The organism is Clostridium sp. LS3 (assembly GCF_055330225.1).
The window spans coordinates 2,264,364-2,280,418 of sequence record NZ_CM143921.1; the positions used below are offsets into that span (position 1 = coordinate 2,264,364).

The following is a 16,055-nucleotide window of genomic DNA, read 5'->3' on the forward strand; positions in this document are numbered from 1 at the left end:
TTCTGTTAAAATTCCCTATTCAATAACTCTAAAGTTATTTCTTCTAAATCTATAGATTCTACAGAAAGGCCTTTCAACAATTGAATGCACTCTTTAGTTAATGTTTCACATTCTCTTTCACAATATTCTAAACCAAATATAGATATAAAATTAGATTTATTATTATTTTCATCACTTTTAGTATTTTTTCCAAGCTTTGAAACATCACCTATTATATCTAAAATATCATCTTTAATTTGAAATGCTAAACCAAGTTTTATTCCAAACTCATTTAAAATTTCTAAATCATTTTTTGAAGCTTCTGCAATTATACCAGCAGCTACAATAGATGCTCTTATTAATTCCCCAGTTTTTTTACTATGCATATAAAGAAGTTCTTGTTTAGATATATCTTTTCCTTCATTTATAATATCTACAATTTGGCCACCTATCATTCCTTCTGGGCCGGCTGCTTCTGCTATTTCTCTTGAAGCTAGTAAAGCCCTTTCGCCATACTTTATAGAAAATTTCATCATTAAACTCATTGCTTCATTTAATAACATATCTCCTGCTAATACGGCAATATCTTCTCCGAACTTTTTGTGATTAGTTGGCATTCCCCTTCTTAAGTCATCGTTATCCATACAAGGTAAATCATCATGAATTAGAGAATAAGTATGAATCATTTCTATTGCTGAAGCCATTTCTATTACGTCTTTATAATTTTCTTTATATAATCCATAAGTTAATAAAAATAATATAGGTCTTATTCTTTTACCTCCTATATTTAAACTATAACTTGCTGAATCATATATAATTTTATTATAACTTCCTTTGTTATTAAAATATATACTTAAATAATCATTAATAAAATTTCTATTAATTTCTACCTTACTACTCATTCTTTAGCTCCACTTCCATATTTTCTTTTATTGTTATTAATTTTCCTTCTAAAGAATTTAAAGTCTTATATAATTTATTAACAATCTTAACACCATTTTCATATTCTTTCATCAATTCCTCTAGAGGAAGCTCATTATTTTCCATATTATTCAAAACATCTTGTAAGCTCTTAACCATATCTTCATAAGATTCTTTTTTCGCCATAAATTCATCAACTCCTTAATCTATGGAAAGAATTTTTCCTTTTACTTTTCCATCTTTAAATATTATATTAAACTCATTTAAATCCTTAATTTTTTCTTTAGATGAAATTACATTGCTGTTATTATCTTCAATAATTGTATATCCCTTTTTCAATACATTAATGGGATTGTGAGCTTCTAAAATATCATTTAAAGACTTTATTCTTAATTTTTCTTTTTCTATTTTATTATTTAATATGCTTTTCATTCTGTCTTGTATTCTATCTAACTCTAAATATGAATTTGATAATACTACCTCAGGACTATTTAATGATAGTATTTTTTTATAGTTTATTATCTTTTCCTTTTCATAATTTAACTTAGTAAAAGATATTTCATTTATTCTTTTTTTATAGTCATCTATTTTACTTAAGATTTCGCTTTCTAATGGAACAGCTATTTCAGCTGCTTGTGATGGAGTCGAGGCTCTAAAATCACTTACAAAATCAGATATTGTATAATCAACCTCGTGTCCAACTGCAGAAATTATTGGAATTTTAGAATTAAATATTGCCTTTGCTAATTTCTCTTCATTAAAATTCCATAGCTCCTCTATGGATCCCCCGCCTCTACCGATAATTATAACATCAACACTTTTATTTTGATTAAAGAATTTTATTCCATCTATTATTGTAATATAAGCATTCTCACCTTGAACTAATGCTGGGTATAATACTATATCAACTAAGCTGCTTCTTCTTCTTGATACATTTATTATATCTCTTATTACTGCTCCTGTTTCAGATGTTACAACTCCTATCCTTGTTGGCATATTAGGTATTTCTTTTTTATACCTTTCATCGAAATATCCCTCTTCTAAAAGCTTTTGCTTAAGTTTTTCAAACTTTATATGAAGTTCACCAATACCTTCCTTCTGCAACTTATCAATATAAAACTGAAGAGAACCTGTTCCTTGATAAATTGAGCATCTTCCATTAGCTATAACTTCCATTCCTTCTTCTAACTTAAAATCAAGTTCAGCTTTATTGCTTTTAAACATAACACAATTTATTTTGCTTATAGAATCTTTTAAAGAAAAATAAATATGTCCGCTACTATGGTATTTTAAATTAGATATTTCTCCTTTAACTAAAAGATTATTTAATATAAAATCATTATCTAGTGTTTTTTTTATATAATTATTAAGTTCACTAACAGTTAAAGTTTTAATTTTCATTTTTATCTAACGCCTCACATGCATTTTTTATAAGTAATGTTGTTGTTAAAGCTCCAACACCACCTGGCACTGGTGTTATCATTTGCACTCTATCAATAACTTTGTCAAAATCTACATCTCCAGTAATTTTTCCATTTAAAGAGGATGTTCCTACATCAATTATTATAGAATTATTATTTACAAACTCTTCCGTTAAAAATTTAGGTTTACCTATTGCAACTACAATTATATCTGCATTTTTACATACTTCTTTTAAATTTTTTGTTCTAGAATGACAAATTGTAACTGTAGCATTTTTATTTAAAAGTAATTGAGCTACTGGTTTTCCTACTATATTGCTTCGTCCTATTACTACCACATTTTTACCCTCTAAATCAACTTTAGATTTTTCTAATAATGTCATTATAGAACTAGGTGTACATGGTAAAAATACTTTTTCATTGCAATATAATTTTCCTTGATTAATATATGTTAAACAATCTATGTCTTTTTCAGGGGAAATAGAATTAGTTACTCTTTTCTCATTTAACGCTTTTGGAAGTGGTAATTGAAGTATTATTCCATCAACATCATTATCAGAGTTTAATAATTCTATTTTTCTTATTAATTCATCTTCTAAAACTTCCTCATCTAGTAATAGCTTTTGGAAGTTGCATCCTAATGAAAGGGCAAGCTTTTCTTGGTTATTTATATAATAAATAGAACCTCCATCATTTCCTACTAATATTGATACTATTTTAGGTGCTCTTAAACCTATTTCTTTTCTTTTTAATATGTATTCTTTTATTTCTTCTTTTATATTATTTGCAATTTCTCTACCATTTATAATTTGCCCCATTAGTAATTCCCCCTTAACTAATTTTATAAAGTTTTAAAGGCTTTATCTAAAACTCCATTTACAAATGAAACACTTTTTTCATCTGAATACTTCTTTGTTAATTCAATTGCTTCATTTATAGCAACTTTCTCTGGAACATCATCTAAATAAAGCATTTCTCCAATTGCTAATCTAAGTATTGAAATATTCACTTTTGAAACTCTATCTAATTTCCAGTTTGTTAATGCTTCTTCTATCTTTTTATCTATTACATTAATATTTTCTTCAACCTTAGCTAAAATCCCTCTTATATATTCTAAATCTATAGTTTTTAAATTCATTTCATAATCTTCAATAAATGTTTCAATAGTTTCCTCTAATGTATTTTTACTTAAAGTCATACCAAAAAGTAACTCCATAGCTATTTCTCTAGATTTTTTTCTATTCATTTTATCCTCCTAAGTATTCTAATACTATTATTATTAACCTTCTAAAACTTTCTAATCATAAATATACTACAACAAAATTATTTAAAGCACAAGGAAAACACCCTCTGAAAAATCAGAGGGTGAAATTAATTTTCCTTACTTTCTTCTTTTTCAGTTTTTTTCAAGTAAATGCTTTGAACGTTTATGTTTACTGAATCAACCTTTAGTCCTGTCATTGCTTCAACAGTCTTTTTAACATTCTCTTGAACCGCACTTACTACTTCAGGTATTTTTACGCCATATTCTACTGCTAAACTTAATTCTATTACGGCACTATCTTCATTTAAAGTAACTTTAACATTTTTTCCTACACTTTTCTTACCTTTTAGCAATTGTGATATGTTGTTACCACCTAATTGTTGTAAGTCTTCTACACCTTTAACTTCTTCAGCAGCAATACCTGCTATTACACAAACAACTTCATCAGAAATTTTTACTATTCCTAAATTATCATCATAATTTTTATTGTCCATCTAATTACCTCCTAAGGGTTTTATAAACAAAACTCTTTTTTTCTTATGTTCATTATATCAAAGCAGTAATTATATTACAACGTATTATTTCTTTACTTCTATTATGACATCGCTAATTCCTGAAACATTTTCTACTATTTCCTGAAGCATAGAAGCATCTGCTTCTGAAAGGTCATCTGATCTAACAAATATTCTAACTTTGTTTCCATCTATAGAACATAATGCATCTTCAAATCCTTTGCTTTTAACATTTACTTCAATTGTACTTTCTTTATCTGCAAGCATAGTTTTTTCTCTTAATTCATTACTTGCAAGATCCTTTTGCTCTTGAGATGTTTTTGTATCATTTATTATTGTATTTAATGATTCAATAGTTACTGCAGTATTTTTCTCTCTGTCACTTCTTATACTATAAAAATAATCTTGTGCTCCTAAAGTTTCTTTATCATCCTTTTTCTTTTCATCATCTTTATTTTCATTTGTTCCTTGTGATATTACTTGACTAAAGTCTGTTGGATCATTTAGCCCTGTCTTGTTTAGTTTTGCTGCTATGACTCCTACACATACTATAAGAGCCATCAGTGTGAAAATAATTCCAAATTGTTTTTTTGTCATTTTGATTTCCCCCCATCTATTTTTCATTTAATTATATGCTAATTTTTCATAGGATATACATTAACCTTGTCTATAGAAATTCCATATAGACTAGATACAGCTATTTGAATATCATATTTAACCTTACTACTACTAGCCCCTTCTGCTACTATTACAACTCCTGTTATCTCTGGTTTATTAGTTTGTAAAATATATGGCTGATTTTTACTTCCATCTCCAGCCATAACTACTTTACTTCCATCAGTTTTTTGATTATTAACTCTCTTTCCACCATCTTTATCAGTTTCCTCTGTTACTGCTTGTTGATTAGTCTTTTCTGTTGCAGGAATTTTTACCTCACCGCTTTTAAAATAAATCATTACTTCAACTTGTCCTACATTCTCTATTTTAGTTAAAAGATTTCTCAGCTCTTTTTTCTGTTGCTCTTCATAGTTATCTACTACTTCTTTAGCTTTATTTTCTAAATTAGATGAACTTTGTGTAGTATTTTCTACACTTGTTGGTTTTGTTTCTTTTTTTCTTCCTGTAGTTAAAAAACTAATAGCTAATAAGACAAATGCTAGTACTAATGCAATGCATACTGCATTTAAGAACTTTTTATCGTTTACAATCTTAGCTATTTCCTTTTTCCAATCACCTTTCCCCATTTTCTCACTCCCATCAATTAACTTTATATACCTCTATTTTATCTTTTGGTACATTAAACACTTCTGCTAAGTAACTTACTATTTCATCTTTGTTATCTACTTTTTCATCTTGTGAAGACACAGTTTTACTACTTTCTTTTGTATTTACAATAATCTTTTGTATCTTTGAAACCTCTTTATTTTTAACTCCTACTTCAACTTTATTTATAGAGTAGTTAATGTTATCCATATCAACTTTGCAATCTATCTCACTAATGAATTCATTATTTGTAAATTTCTCTTTTAAAAGTCTATTGCAATTTTCTTCTAAATTACGCTTAAAAACAGACTCTCCATTGTTACTATAGTTTTTACTTGTTTCTATACTTTTATTTTCATTTATATCTAAATATCTTTGTATCTCTAAAGAAATATCTTCTTCACCTTTTGAAAATACTGAGATTATAGGAGATAACATAACTGTTATAAGTATTAACCCCAAAACAAACTTTAAGTATTTTTTCATATTGTTATCTGGAGCTATCAATTCTATTGCTGTCATCAATATAAGCATAGAAACAAGGGTTATAACAAATCCTTTTATTTCTTCCATATATCTTTCTATCCTCCTATAACAAATTTTCCTGCTGATGCCATAATTGCTAATAGTACAAAAAACATTAAGCTTACTGACAATACACAAGACATTATTAATATTAAAGAATCTCCTGCTGATGCAATTGAATTAGTAATTCTTTTATCACTTATTGGCTCTATTAAAGCTGCAGTTAATTTATAGACAAATGAAATTAAAACTAACTTTATTATAGGGTACAGCATCATAAGTATTATTATGATTAATCCAACTGAACTTATTGCATTTTTTATAATTAATGAATATCCTGCAACTGACGCTATTGCATCTGAAAAGGCCTTTCCCACTATAGGAATAAAATTATCTATAGCAAACTTTGCAGTCTTTAATGTAACTGCATCTATAGTTGATGATGTAATTCCTCTAACAGTTAATAATCCTATAAAAACAGTTAAAATTATTCCCTGAAGCCATATAGTAATTTGCTTTGTTAACTTGCAAAAATTACTTATTTTATTTTCAGTTGAAATATTATTCGTAAATTCTAAAACAAATGTTATAAGTATTAATGGTATTATTATATTAATATATATTCTTGGAATAATTAGTGTAGCTCCTATAACTATAGGATCCATTGTTGCAGCTTGTGTAAAACCACCAATTGTTGCAATCATTGTGACTAATACTGGTAGTATAGCTGCCATAAAATTTGTTAATTCATTTATTATATTAACTGCTATATTTATAGAAACTATAAAGCTTTTAGATAGAATTATTATTAATAGAGCGTAACATGCAAAAAATGCTACGTTAGACAAACCTTCATTTGAAAAAGCTGATTGTAAATTCTTAAGTAAAGAGCATATTATTGCAATAACTATTATACTTACCGATAAAGCTAGTACAGTTTTTACTTCTTTAAATAAAAAGCTTATAACTGCATTACTAATAGTTTTAAATGACAAGTTCCCTTCTCCATTTTTTATATATCCTTTTATATATTCAACTGGATCTAAATCGTTCATTATTTCAATATCTGATTTCATATTATTTATATAGTTATATAGGGAATCTAACTGATTATTTACCTTTTCATCATCTAATAAAACCTCTTCTGTAGTTAATTCATTATTAATATTTATATTGTTAATATTTTTATCATTAGCTAAAGCACTTTTTCTTGGAAGAATTATAAAAGTTAAAATAATCATGCTAATAACTAATACAAATCTTTTTGTAAAAATATATTTTTTCAACATAAAACACCTACAATATTTGTAAAATTGATTGAAGTACAGCCATAAGTATTGGTATTGCTAATGTTAAAATTAATACTTTAGCTGAGAATTCAACCTTACTTGCTATGCTACCAGCACCTGCATCTTTACATATCTCGCTGCAAAAAGTTGCTAAATATGCTATAGCTAATATTTTTATAACAACTCCAATATAAACCATATCAATATTGGCTTTGTCTGCTATTTCCTTAATAAAATGTATTACTTCATTGAGCTGTGTAATAATAAGTAGAAAAATTATAACTCCTGCTGATAATGATATTAATATTGATATATCACTTCTTTTATCTTTAAATAGAAGAAACATAAATAATGCTGCAAAAGCAAAGGCAACTATCTTTATAATATCCATAATAGCACCTATAACATAAACATAGTCTTTACAGTATTAAATAGATTGCTTATCAGTCCTATTACTGTAATAAGAATTATAACTATTCCTACAATGTTAGCTATTGTTGCTATTTCTTCTTTGCCGCTACTTTTTAATACTTTCTCCAAGACTACAAGAAGAACACCCATAGCCCCTATTTTAAATATAATACTTACATCTAGCATATATTACCCTCCTATCAAATTAAAAAAATTGAAATCATAGCACCTATACATACACCTATAGCTCTATACATTTTTATATTTTTTTTTGCTAATTCTTCTGCTGATTTACAGTTTAACTTTATATTTTCTATTGTTAAGTTAAATAATTTATCTTGTCCATAAACCCCTGTTTCTCCTAATGCCCTTAGAAAATCTTTAACTATTCTTCTATCTTCTTCATATATATAAATTTCTGACTTATTATTTTTATATTCATTTTCAAAAGCTTCATATACACTTGTGCTTTCTCCCATTAAGAGCTTATCTGAAACTTTAGATAAAATAGCATTTATAGGAGGATCTACCTTTAATGAAATATATTTTAAAGCTTCCGGCAAAGGAGTATTTGCATATATTACTTCATTATTTAAAAACAGAATTGATTTTAATATTGAATTAAGTTGCTTGCTTCTCCTTTTAAAGTTTTCACCATAATAAAACCCTATATAGGTGCAAGATAAGAAAATAATTACAACAGCTGTTATCTTAAGCATTTAAACTCCCCCTCTGCTTCTATTAAATATATTTGCTCTATTGTTCCAACCCCATTTCTATTACTTAAAATCACTATCCTATCTAAAATTGAATTTTCCAACAAATCCTTAAAAACTTTTCTTTTATAAACATCTTCTATACTATATCCATGAATAGTAACTATTATGTTTACACCCGAGTTAAACGCCATATGAAGAGCTTCTATATCTCCATCTGTACCAATTTCATCACAAATAAGTATGTCAGGTGAAAGACTTCTTATAGCCATAATCATTCCATCTTTTTTTAAGCAATTATCTAAAACATCACTTCTAATTCCAACATCTAATTGTGGCACCCCATTAAAACACGCAGCTATTTCACTTCTTTCATCTATAACAGAAACCTTTTTACCCTTTAACTTTACAATTGGCATACCTGATGAAATATTTTTTGCTATGTCTCTTAAAATTGTTGTTTTACCACATTTAGGTGGAGATACTATCAATGTATTAAAAACTCTATCATCCTTAGTTATGTATTTCATTATTTCATTAGAACATCCTATTACCTCTCTACATATTCTTATATTTAAAGAAGATATATTTCTTATAGTTCTTACTTCACCATTTACTAATACACATTCCCCAGCTATGCCTATTCTGTGTCCTCCTCTAATAGTTATATATCCTTGCTTTATTTCTTCTTCATATGCATATAATGAATAATTTGATATTTTAACTAAAATTTGTTTTATATCATCAATTGTAGTTACATATTTTAATATTATTTCTTTATATGCCAAATTAACTATTATAGGCTTATGAACTTTTATTCTTATTTCTTGTACAGGCTCCTTTAGTAATATTTCCCTAAGTTCATTACTTATTTTTAAAGGTAAGACCTTTAAAATTTCTTCCTCATTTCTCACTTTTATCACTTCCTTTTCTAAGGTTATATTTAAACTTATTTCTTTCTATCAAATAATATTCATACTTATAATTAAATATGTAAAATATTTTTATTATTAAATAAAAAAATACCTATCAGCTAAATACTGATAGGTATAAAAACTTGTTATAAAATTAAATTGCATCTCTATTACAGAAGGGACACGGTATAGTTTTATTATAATCTATAGATTCTTTCTCTACAAACAAAGGCTTTTCACAATTTTTGCAGCTTATTTCTATATATTCATCATCCATTTCTATAAGGTCTTCAATAGAAACTTCTTGAAATAATTCATCTTGCAATCCTGTAAGATCTTCATCTATATATTGTACATTTTCCTCTAAGTAATCTTGTCTGTTACTCATATCTTCAATTACATTTAACATATCATCTAAAACTGAGGAAATACTATTAAAGAGGTTCTTATATTTATCATCACTAACATTTTCAATATTAGTTTTGATATTTTCTATTTTATTTTTTATATCCTTCACATCTTCACTTCCTTTTAAATATAAATATATCCTCTTATTTAAATTATAACATATATGTATAATAAAAAAGCTAAGTAAAAACTTAGCTTTTGTTATTATACTCTTTCCATGTATTCACTAGTTCTAGTGTCTACTCTAATTACATCCCCTTCATTAACGAACATAGGAACATTTACAACTGCTCCTGTTTCTAATGTAGCAGGTTTCATTGCATTTGTAGCAGTATTTCCTTTAATTCCTGGATCTGCTTGAGTTATTAGTAATTCAACAAAGTTTGGAGCTTCTACTGAGAAAGCTTCTCCTTTATAGAACTTTATTACAGCAAACATATTTTCTTTTATGAACTTTATAGCATCTTCCACTTTTTCATAGTTTAATGGGATTTGTTCAAAAGTTTCTTGATCCATGAAGTAGTATAGTTCTCCATCTGAATAAAGGTATTGCATTTCTTTTCTTTCAATTACTGCTTCTTGTAATTTAGTTGTTGGGTTAAAAGTAGTATCAGTAACACCACCTGAAATAACATTTCTAAGCTTTGTTCTTACAAAAGCTGCACCCTTACCTGGCTTTACATGTAAGAACTCTATTACTGTATAAACTTGTCCTTCATGCTCGAAAGTAGTACCTTTTCTTAAATCTCCTGCTGATATCATTAAATATCCCTCCAAAAACTTTATTCCATACTTAGTGTAACACTGCGTTAACTAAATAGTCATAACTTAAACAATGTTTATGACATAACAAAAATATTTTATCAAAATTCACAAATAAATGCAATTACTTATAAAAAGATATAAAAAATATTGTCATTATTTACTTATTAATTCCATTTCTAATTCTATGCTGTTCTCCTTATAATTTAAATTATAATTAAGTATATAATAATTATCTATTTTCTTTAAATTACTTATTATTTCTTCCTTATTTCCTTTTAATATACATCGTATATTCCAATCATTCTCTTTTTTATTATAACTTAATATTCTGGAATTATTCATGCTACTTAGCTCATTTTCTATATCCTTAATATATTTAACATTTTTTACTTCTGTTATACATTGTATTTCCTCTTTATTAGATTTTTCTTTGCTAAAAATAAAGATACTAACTTGGATAAATGTTATAGCAATAACGACAAAATAAATTACTTTTAAGTAAAATGATTTTAATTTCATCATAAATTTACTCCTAATATAAAAGTGTCTTTTTCTCCTTTTGTCATAGAATTAATTTTTATTTCTTCTGTAGATTCTATTTCATAAATTTTATTTTTTGTTTTAATTTCAATAACACCCTTATTATTTTGAATTTGCATACTTAATATATCTGGATTTATAATATTTATACATTTTTCTATATTATCTGTTTTTATTCTAACTTCTTTATTTAAGTCCTTATCTATTTTAACAGTCTCTTCCTTAGGCATTAGTTTATTAAGACAGCTTGGAAATATCATTATGTTAAGTAATATTAAAATTAATATTGATCTTTTATTTATTTTATTAATTTTGTCATTTCTTTGTTTTATATATTCTATTGGTATAAAATCTTTATTTAATAAATAATCTTTCATTTATTTTATCTCCTATATTAATATAAACCTTTTCTTTTATTAAATCTAACTCCTTTAAGTTATTATCTATTACTATTGTTTTATTAATTTCTTGTATTATTTCCTTAACCTCTTCTTCTTTATTAAGAATATGAGAATTTATTATAATTTCTTCATTTATATCAACTACATAGTATAACTCTTTAAGCTTGTATATAGCTATAAAGCTTTTAAATTTATTCTTTGTTTTTAATATTAAATCTTTAATTAAAAATTGAATTGGCTTTACTGTTAAGCTTTCTATATTACTATAAAATCTATTTAATCCAATACATCTTATTGAGTACAAATATACACAATTATACTTTTTAACATATTCATAATGGAAAAGAAGATCATCTTTATTAGAAAAATCTTCTAATATTTTGTTATCAATAAACCTTTCTATATTAGTTTTTTCTTCTATATCATATTTTTTTATAAATAATTGTTCAGAAAGTATTATAATATTTCTTTTTCTTCCTAATTTTTTTATTAAAGTATCTATATTAAAAGTATTGTATTCATTTCCCTTATATAAATATATATTTTTCATAATAGCAACTGACTGCATAAAAATATCTCCTATTTCACAATATAATTAGTTTTATAATGGTTAGGTGTCAAAATAATATTTTCCTGACTTGCTGTTTCTTTCAATCCAATGAACCTTCTACCATTTTCCTTTTCCTCAATCATAAAATAATCTTTTCCATTAAAGACAACAGATAGGTTTTTATAATTACTATTTGAATAAATCTTTTTTTCTTTCTTTTCTAAAATCCCATCATTAATTAGCTTTCTATATTCCTCTTTATTTTTATTTATAAAATCATTAGTTAAATATAATAATTCACTTTCAACCAATGTTAAACTTTTTGTTTCCTCATATATATAAAAATTGTTAGATTTTAAATAGTTGTTTTGTATAACCTTTAAAGCAAGTGTAACTATAAATGATATAAACATAAGTATAATCATAGTTTCTAGCAAAACATATGCTCTTTTGCTACATGATTTTATATGCATTGTATCTTTTCCTCACCATATGAATTTTTTATTTTTAAATAGTACAATTTTTTCTTTTTTACTATATTAAATTCTGAAACATCTCTCATAATTACATTTGTACTTCTTTTGTAATTATTTTTATATGTCTCTAAAACTATTTTCTGGTTAAACTTATCTAGTTTTATTTTCTTTTGAACTAACCCATCTTCATTATGATTTTCTTTTATATTAATTACTATTTCACATTCTTGATTTAGATTACCTTCTTTAATCTCAATATCTTTTATCATTTTTGCTTTTAATAATCTATCAATGGTTAATAATCCATCATCAAAAGCATCTTCCCTTATGGCTTTATCCTTTAAAGTCTTATAACTATTACAAGCTACAAGTACAGTTCTATAGGACAAACCTATAAGTATAATTTGTATTGAAATAGTTATAGTGATTTCAAGCAAAGTAAATCCTCTTTTTTTCTTTTTATTATTTATCCATCCAATCCGACTTAATAAATTCCCTTTCACATAGAATCTCCTTATTATTATTCTTAATAGTAACTTTTATCTTAATAATTGAATCATTGCTACTTGATAAAACCTTATTAATCTCTATACCATTTCCTGAATTTAAATCTAACAATGATGTATTAGTTAAATTATTTAAAAGGTTTTTTGTGTACTCATACTTTATAGTTGTGTTATTATTAAATTTTTCTATTAAACTAGGTATTTTTACATTATATTTAATTTCGTTTTCTATAGCATATGCTATTCTGTTAGCCTCCTCTTTTTCCCCTCTCTCATTAAATGACTTGGCTCCAGCTAAAGAAAGCTTAAGTGCTAAGGTAGTTGCTATTAATAAAATCATAATACTTATTACTACTTCAAGTAAAAGGCTTCCCTTTCTTTTTCTCTTAATCATTCTATTAAATCACCTTCATTTATTCCAATAATATCATTTCCAACTCCAATTCTTATTTCTTTAAAGATTTTATCCTTATATGAAAGCTTTATTGTTCCTGAGTTTTTAATAAACCCTTCTTCATTTATTTCCGTATATCCTAAGGAAAAATTACTACCTACTTCTATATCTGAATCCATTTTCACAGTTCGTGTTATTGGATTATATGAATTGCTTACAGTAAAAGATAAATACTTTCTATTTTTATCAATAACTACTTTTCCACTAACTTTATTTTTTCTACAATAACTTTTACCATAACTTAATAAAGCTTTAACTTCATAAACAGAGCTATCTATTGTTAACTTTTCTTCCCTGTTCTTAAAAGATTTAATAAATCCATAAGAGAAAGTGAACAAAATAGTTATTATTGACAATACTACTATTAATTCTATTAATGTAAATCCGCGCTTCTTCATTTAAAAACCGCTTTCTAATAATGAATTAAAAAGAGGCAATATAAATATCATTATAAAGTTTATAACTAAAGCACCCATTATCAAAACCATAGCAGGTTGTAAAAATGATATATATTTATTCATAACTCCTAGAAATTTTTTCTCTAAATATGTTGAAAGAGAATTTAGCCTTTCTTCCATGGCGCCTCCTTCTTCACCTAACTTTATAATCGCTATAGTATATTTGCTGCAACTTCCACTTTCAGATAAGGTTTCTGATATACTTTTTCCTAACAATATACCATTGTTTAAACTTACAAATCTTTTTTTTAGTATGGAACTTCTAAAACTTGAAGCTGAATATTCTAATCCTTTAGATATATTTACTCCACTTTTAATTATTATTGTAAGTAAAGAAATAAATATAAACTCATGAAACTCTTTTACAATTAAAAATTTACTAAATAAATTTTTAATTACATCTTTTATAAATAACTTAAATATTATATATGGAACTAATATTCCCCATGAAGTTAAATATATCAAGAATATAATAGGATTTTCCTTTGTATAATTCATTAAATTATTAATACTTTTACAAATAAAAGGGATTTCAACATTTAAATTAACATAGAAATCATAAAGGTTTGGTATTATTATAAAAACTATAAATAGTAATAGTACGATAATAGATAATAATAAGATAACTGGATATGTTAATATATTTTTTGCTGTAGATATAATAAACTTCATATTGCTATAATGCTTTTCTAATCCTTTTAGTACTTGTGATAAGTTTCCACTTTTTTCTCCTATTGAAACCATTCCTATAAATAATTCTGGGTATATTTCGGAAAAATATCTAAAACATTGTTCTAAAGATTTTCCTTCTTTAATAAAAAACTTTATTTTTCTTATACTTTCTTTATAATACCTTTTAATTGGTAACTCCATTAACAAATCCATCATAACTAAAAGAGAGATACCTTCTTCATGTAAACTTCCCATATTTCCTGCTATTAAAGATAAGCTATCGTAGTCTACTTTCTTATATACTGATTTTATTTTCTTCATAATCTAAACCTTCTTCAATTAAAAAATTATTATAATCCCGAATAGATATATCTCCTTTAAGTAATAAATCCTTTAAATTATCTATCATTTCTTCATTACTTAGCTCTTTTATTTCCTGGAAAATATTTGAAACAATCTTTTTTATAGAACTATCTATTAGAACAACTGAACTAACAGCTTTTCTTCCTTTATATCCTGTAAAGTTGCAATTATTACACCCAGCACTTTTATAATTAACTATTTCTGTACCTTTAAAAATATTTTTCTTTTCTTTCACCTTACAGTTATTACAAAGAACTCTAATTAATCTTTGTGATATTATTCCAACTAAAGAATCCTTAATAAGATATGGCTTTACCCCCATATCTTCAAGTCTAAGGTATACTTCTTGAGGAGTCTTAGTGTGAATAGTAGAATATACCTTATGCCCAGTTAAAGATGCTGTAACTGCCATTGCCGCTGTTTCTTCATCTCTTATTTCACCAATCATAAGAACATCAGGATCTTGTCTTAATATACTTCTAAGACCAGTAGAAAATGTTATATTAGCTTTTCTATTTAAGCTTACCTGGTTAATTCCTCTTATTATTACTTCTACTGGATCTTCTAATGTAGTTATATTTATATCTTTTTTATTTATTTCTTGTAAAATGCAATAAAGAGTACTAGATTTTCCACTACCAGTTGGTCCATTTATGATTACCAACCCATTTTTAAAAGACATTATTTTTTTCAATTTTGAAGATTGCTTTTCATTCATATTTAGATTCTTTATATTGTAATTAAACATTTCTCCGTATAGTATTCTAATTACCAACTTTTCACCATATGTAATTGGTATAGTAGATAATCTTAAGTCATAATTTTTTTCATTAATTTTTATAAAACTTTTTCCATCTTGAGGCCTTCTTTTCTCGGTTATATCTTTTAAAAATTGAAACACTATTTATATTTTTTATAAAATAGCGTATTTAAACGGCTTTATAGAGTTTTTAGTAAATACATGTAGAAATTTTTTGAATTAAATTGAAATAAATTTTTGACGAATTTTTGACGAATGTCATTTATTAAACCATAATTAAATTAGTCAATATATATAATGTAGAATTCTTTTAACTATACATTAACTTCTCTATTATGCCGACTCTTTTTACTTCTTTATATATATACTTTTGTTAACCATAAAATTAACGTATATATAGGAAGGAATTTTTTAAAATATATCTCTAATAAAAAATAGAGTAAAGATAAACTTTACTCTATAACCTTATATAATATATAATTAAATT

The 16,055-nt window shown here is 25.5% G+C and carries 25 protein-coding genes; all 25 read right to left on the bottom strand.

What is annotated here, in order from left to right; translation table 11 throughout:
* Positions 1-5: 5 nt before the first annotated feature.
* The 25 genes from ACZJV1_RS10515 to ACZJV1_RS10635 all read right to left on the bottom strand — a co-directional run bounded on the left by ACZJV1_RS10515 (position 6) and on the right by ACZJV1_RS10635 (position 15,709).
* Positions 6-881: a polyprenyl synthetase family protein gene (locus ACZJV1_RS10515; RefSeq protein WP_460287341.1), complete on the bottom strand. Its 876-nt coding sequence runs from the start codon at positions 879-881 to the stop codon at positions 6-8.
* On the bottom strand, positions 874-1,086 hold the full coding sequence (xseB, locus tag ACZJV1_RS10520; RefSeq protein WP_411167916.1) for an exodeoxyribonuclease VII small subunit: 213 nt from the start codon (positions 1,084-1,086) through the stop codon (positions 874-876). Before xseB ends, ACZJV1_RS10515 begins: the two co-directional genes overlap by 8 nt.
* Positions 1,087-1,101: 15 nt before the next feature.
* Entirely contained in the window at positions 1,102-2,301 is a 1,200-nt protein-coding gene (xseA, locus tag ACZJV1_RS10525; protein ID WP_411167917.1) for an exodeoxyribonuclease VII large subunit, read from the bottom strand.
* Entirely contained in the window at positions 2,291-3,139 is an 849-nt protein-coding gene (locus ACZJV1_RS10530; protein WP_463650093.1) for a tetrahydrofolate dehydrogenase/cyclohydrolase catalytic domain-containing protein, read from the bottom strand. The genes xseA and ACZJV1_RS10530 overlap by 11 nt, the downstream gene beginning before the upstream one ends.
* Positions 3,140-3,162: 23 nt before the next feature.
* Positions 3,163-3,567, bottom strand: a complete 405-nt coding sequence (gene nusB, locus ACZJV1_RS10535; RefSeq protein ID WP_460287345.1) for a transcription antitermination factor NusB — start codon at positions 3,565-3,567, stop codon at positions 3,163-3,165.
* A 125-nt stretch (positions 3,568-3,692) separates the two neighbouring features.
* Complete coding sequence (locus tag ACZJV1_RS10540; RefSeq protein ID WP_460287346.1) at positions 3,693-4,079, bottom strand: Asp23/Gls24 family envelope stress response protein; 387 nt, start codon at positions 4,077-4,079, stop codon at positions 3,693-3,695.
* Between the two features lie 84 nt (positions 4,080-4,163).
* Positions 4,164-4,694: a SpoIIIAH-like family protein gene (locus tag ACZJV1_RS10545; protein WP_460287347.1), complete on the bottom strand. Its 531-nt coding sequence runs from the start codon at positions 4,692-4,694 to the stop codon at positions 4,164-4,166.
* 38 nt (positions 4,695-4,732) lie between these two features.
* Entirely contained in the window at positions 4,733-5,341 is a 609-nt protein-coding gene (gene spoIIIAG, locus ACZJV1_RS10550) for a stage III sporulation protein AG (protein ID WP_460287348.1), read from the bottom strand.
* Between the two features lie 13 nt (positions 5,342-5,354).
* Positions 5,355-5,933, bottom strand: a complete 579-nt coding sequence (spoIIIAF, locus tag ACZJV1_RS10555) for a stage III sporulation protein AF (protein ID WP_460287349.1) — start codon at positions 5,931-5,933, stop codon at positions 5,355-5,357.
* An 8-nt stretch (positions 5,934-5,941) separates the two neighbouring features.
* On the bottom strand, positions 5,942-7,171 hold the full coding sequence (spoIIIAE, locus tag ACZJV1_RS10560; RefSeq protein ID WP_460287350.1) for a stage III sporulation protein AE: 1,230 nt from the start codon (positions 7,169-7,171) through the stop codon (positions 5,942-5,944).
* A gap of 10 nt (positions 7,172-7,181) precedes the next feature.
* Entirely contained in the window at positions 7,182-7,565 is a 384-nt protein-coding gene (gene spoIIIAD, locus ACZJV1_RS10565) for a stage III sporulation protein AD (protein ID WP_463650094.1), read from the bottom strand.
* 8 nt (positions 7,566-7,573) lie between these two features.
* Positions 7,574-7,771, bottom strand: a complete 198-nt coding sequence (gene spoIIIAC, locus ACZJV1_RS10570; RefSeq protein WP_460287353.1) for a stage III sporulation protein AC — start codon at positions 7,769-7,771, stop codon at positions 7,574-7,576.
* Between the two features lie 14 nt (positions 7,772-7,785).
* Complete coding sequence (spoIIIAB, locus tag ACZJV1_RS10575; RefSeq protein WP_460287354.1) at positions 7,786-8,304, bottom strand: stage III sporulation protein SpoIIIAB; 519 nt, start codon at positions 8,302-8,304, stop codon at positions 7,786-7,788.
* Positions 8,292-9,215 (bottom strand): stage III sporulation protein AA, encoded by a 924-nt coding sequence (gene spoIIIAA, locus ACZJV1_RS10580; protein WP_460287356.1) that lies wholly within the window; start codon positions 9,213-9,215, stop codon positions 8,292-8,294. The genes spoIIIAB and spoIIIAA overlap by 13 nt, the downstream gene beginning before the upstream one ends.
* Before the next feature lie 154 nt (positions 9,216-9,369).
* Positions 9,370-9,732 carry a CD1247 N-terminal domain-containing protein gene (locus ACZJV1_RS10585; RefSeq protein ID WP_460287357.1) on the bottom strand — a complete coding sequence of 121 codons (363 nt, stop codon included), beginning with the start codon at positions 9,730-9,732 and terminating at the stop codon, positions 9,370-9,372.
* 95 nt (positions 9,733-9,827) lie between these two features.
* Positions 9,828-10,385: an elongation factor P gene (efp, locus tag ACZJV1_RS10590; RefSeq protein WP_460287358.1), complete on the bottom strand. Its 558-nt coding sequence runs from the start codon at positions 10,383-10,385 to the stop codon at positions 9,828-9,830.
* 156 nt (positions 10,386-10,541) lie between these two features.
* On the bottom strand, positions 10,542-10,910 hold the full coding sequence (locus ACZJV1_RS10595; protein WP_460287360.1) for a hypothetical protein: 369 nt from the start codon (positions 10,908-10,910) through the stop codon (positions 10,542-10,544).
* A complete protein-coding gene (locus ACZJV1_RS10600) occupies positions 10,907-11,305 on the bottom strand; it encodes a hypothetical protein (RefSeq protein WP_460287362.1) in 399 nt (132 codons plus the stop codon). Before ACZJV1_RS10600 ends, ACZJV1_RS10595 begins: the two co-directional genes overlap by 4 nt.
* Entirely contained in the window at positions 11,283-11,897 is a 615-nt protein-coding gene (locus ACZJV1_RS10605) for a hypothetical protein (RefSeq protein WP_460287363.1), read from the bottom strand. The genes ACZJV1_RS10600 and ACZJV1_RS10605 overlap by 23 nt, the downstream gene beginning before the upstream one ends.
* 11 nt (positions 11,898-11,908) lie before the next feature.
* The gene (locus ACZJV1_RS10610) at positions 11,909-12,352 is read right to left on the bottom strand and encodes a hypothetical protein (protein ID WP_460287364.1); all 444 of its coding nucleotides are present in this window, start codon (positions 12,350-12,352) and stop codon (positions 11,909-11,911) included.
* Positions 12,343-12,858 (bottom strand): prepilin-type cleavage/methylation domain-containing protein, encoded by a 516-nt coding sequence (locus ACZJV1_RS10615; RefSeq protein WP_460287365.1) that lies wholly within the window; start codon positions 12,856-12,858, stop codon positions 12,343-12,345. The genes ACZJV1_RS10610 and ACZJV1_RS10615 overlap by 10 nt, the downstream gene beginning before the upstream one ends.
* Positions 12,818-13,255 carry a type II secretion system protein gene (locus tag ACZJV1_RS10620; protein WP_460287366.1) on the bottom strand — a complete coding sequence of 146 codons (438 nt, stop codon included), beginning with the start codon at positions 13,253-13,255 and terminating at the stop codon, positions 12,818-12,820. The genes ACZJV1_RS10615 and ACZJV1_RS10620 overlap by 41 nt, the downstream gene beginning before the upstream one ends.
* Positions 13,252-13,713 (bottom strand): prepilin-type N-terminal cleavage/methylation domain-containing protein, encoded by a 462-nt coding sequence (locus ACZJV1_RS10625; protein ID WP_460287367.1) that lies wholly within the window; start codon positions 13,711-13,713, stop codon positions 13,252-13,254. Before ACZJV1_RS10625 ends, ACZJV1_RS10620 begins: the two co-directional genes overlap by 4 nt.
* On the bottom strand, positions 13,714-14,766 hold the full coding sequence (locus ACZJV1_RS10630) for a type II secretion system F family protein (protein ID WP_460287369.1): 1,053 nt from the start codon (positions 14,764-14,766) through the stop codon (positions 13,714-13,716).
* Positions 14,741-15,709, bottom strand: a complete 969-nt coding sequence (locus ACZJV1_RS10635; RefSeq protein ID WP_463650095.1) for a GspE/PulE family protein — start codon at positions 15,707-15,709, stop codon at positions 14,741-14,743. The genes ACZJV1_RS10630 and ACZJV1_RS10635 overlap by 26 nt, the downstream gene beginning before the upstream one ends.
* Positions 15,710-16,055: the final 346 nt, after the last annotated feature.

What these genes read in the sequence shown, in the direction of transcription:
- ACZJV1_RS10630 (WP_460287369.1), bottom strand. Translation starts at nt 14,766, where the DNA reads ATGAAGAAAATAAAATCAGTATATAAGAAAGTAGACTACGATAGCTTA.
- ACZJV1_RS10540 (WP_460287346.1), bottom strand. Translation starts at nt 4,079, where the DNA reads ATGGACAATAAAAATTATGATGATAATTTAGGAATAGTAAAAATTTCT.
- spoIIIAD (WP_463650094.1), bottom strand. Translation starts at nt 7,565, where the DNA reads ATGGATATTATAAAGATAGTTGCCTTTGCTTTTGCAGCATTATTTATG.
- ACZJV1_RS10605 (WP_460287363.1), bottom strand. Translation starts at nt 11,897, where the DNA reads ATGCAGTCAGTTGCTATTATGAAAAATATATATTTATATAAGGGAAAT.
- spoIIIAF (WP_460287349.1), bottom strand. Translation starts at nt 5,933, where the DNA reads ATGGAAGAAATAAAAGGATTTGTTATAACCCTTGTTTCTATGCTTATA.
- ACZJV1_RS10515 (WP_460287341.1), bottom strand. Translation starts at nt 881, where the DNA reads ATGAGTAGTAAGGTAGAAATTAATAGAAATTTTATTAATGATTATTTA.
- efp (WP_460287358.1), bottom strand. Translation starts at nt 10,385, where the DNA reads ATGATATCAGCAGGAGATTTAAGAAAAGGTACTACTTTCGAGCATGAA.
- nusB (WP_460287345.1), bottom strand. Translation starts at nt 3,567, where the DNA reads ATGAATAGAAAAAAATCTAGAGAAATAGCTATGGAGTTACTTTTTGGT.
- ACZJV1_RS10620 (WP_460287366.1), bottom strand. Translation starts at nt 13,255, where the DNA reads ATGATTAAGAGAAAAAGAAAGGGAAGCCTTTTACTTGAAGTAGTAATA.
- ACZJV1_RS10625 (WP_460287367.1), bottom strand. Translation starts at nt 13,713, where the DNA reads ATGAAGAAGCGCGGATTTACATTAATAGAATTAATAGTAGTATTGTCA.
- ACZJV1_RS10530 (WP_463650093.1), bottom strand. Translation starts at nt 3,139, where the DNA reads ATGGGGCAAATTATAAATGGTAGAGAAATTGCAAATAATATAAAAGAA.
- ACZJV1_RS10600 (WP_460287362.1), bottom strand. Translation starts at nt 11,305, where the DNA reads ATGAAAGATTATTTATTAAATAAAGATTTTATACCAATAGAATATATA.
- spoIIIAB (WP_460287354.1), bottom strand. Translation starts at nt 8,304, where the DNA reads ATGCTTAAGATAACAGCTGTTGTAATTATTTTCTTATCTTGCACCTAT.
- ACZJV1_RS10610 (WP_460287364.1), bottom strand. Translation starts at nt 12,352, where the DNA reads ATGCATATAAAATCATGTAGCAAAAGAGCATATGTTTTGCTAGAAACT.
- spoIIIAG (WP_460287348.1), bottom strand. Translation starts at nt 5,341, where the DNA reads ATGGGGAAAGGTGATTGGAAAAAGGAAATAGCTAAGATTGTAAACGAT.
- ACZJV1_RS10545 (WP_460287347.1), bottom strand. Translation starts at nt 4,694, where the DNA reads ATGACAAAAAAACAATTTGGAATTATTTTCACACTGATGGCTCTTATA.
- spoIIIAC (WP_460287353.1), bottom strand. Translation starts at nt 7,771, where the DNA reads ATGCTAGATGTAAGTATTATATTTAAAATAGGGGCTATGGGTGTTCTT.
- xseA (WP_411167917.1), bottom strand. Translation starts at nt 2,301, where the DNA reads ATGAAAATTAAAACTTTAACTGTTAGTGAACTTAATAATTATATAAAA.
- xseB (WP_411167916.1), bottom strand. Translation starts at nt 1,086, where the DNA reads ATGGCGAAAAAAGAATCTTATGAAGATATGGTTAAGAGCTTACAAGAT.
- ACZJV1_RS10595 (WP_460287360.1), bottom strand. Translation starts at nt 10,910, where the DNA reads ATGATGAAATTAAAATCATTTTACTTAAAAGTAATTTATTTTGTCGTT.